At 62.1% G+C, this 536-nt stretch carries 1 protein-coding gene; it reads right to left on the reverse strand.

The genetic code is table 11. From position 1 onward, the window contains the following. The coding region (locus tag EOA29_RS39505) for a DJ-1/PfpI family protein (protein ID WP_189479188.1) at window positions 1–397 on the reverse strand (397 nt) is incomplete at its 3' end. Window positions 398–536 lie beyond the last annotated feature (139 nt).

The following is a 536-nucleotide window of genomic DNA, read 5'->3' on the forward strand; positions in this document are numbered from 1 at the left end:
GATCGGTATAGGCCCAATGCGTCGTCGCCTTTCGTCCGGCAAGAAGTCCGGCGGCGGCGATGGCGAAGGTGCCGAGGCACAGGCCGACGATCAGCGCGCCGCGCTCGTGCGCCCGTTCGAGCGCACCCTTGAGCGGTGCGGCCAGAGGAGCCTCCAGATCCTTCCAGCTTGGGATGATGACGATATCGGCCGCGTCAAGAGCCGAAAGATCGTGCGGGACCGAAATCCTCAAACCGGCATCGGTCTGGATCGGCCCTTCTTCGGCCGCGCAGACACGGAAGTCGAAGCGCGGCAGGCCAAGCTTCGTGCGGTCGGCGCCGAACACCAGGCAAGGCACGGAAAGATGGAACGGGCTGATGCCGTCAAAGGCGACGGCGGCGATGATCGGATTGCGCATGGCGGACACCATTTGGGATTAGGTCAAGTGTCCCAATTCTTTCGAACAATGTCAATCGGGCCACTTTCTGCTTGTGGATGTCCGGCCTAGCCTTGCATTCATCAACCCGGTCGAAAGGAAACCGCCATGCCAGCACCAG

Source organism: Mesorhizobium sp. M1E.F.Ca.ET.063.01.1.1 (assembly GCF_003998155.1).
Lineage (GTDB): Bacteria > Pseudomonadota > Alphaproteobacteria > Rhizobiales > Rhizobiaceae > Mesorhizobium.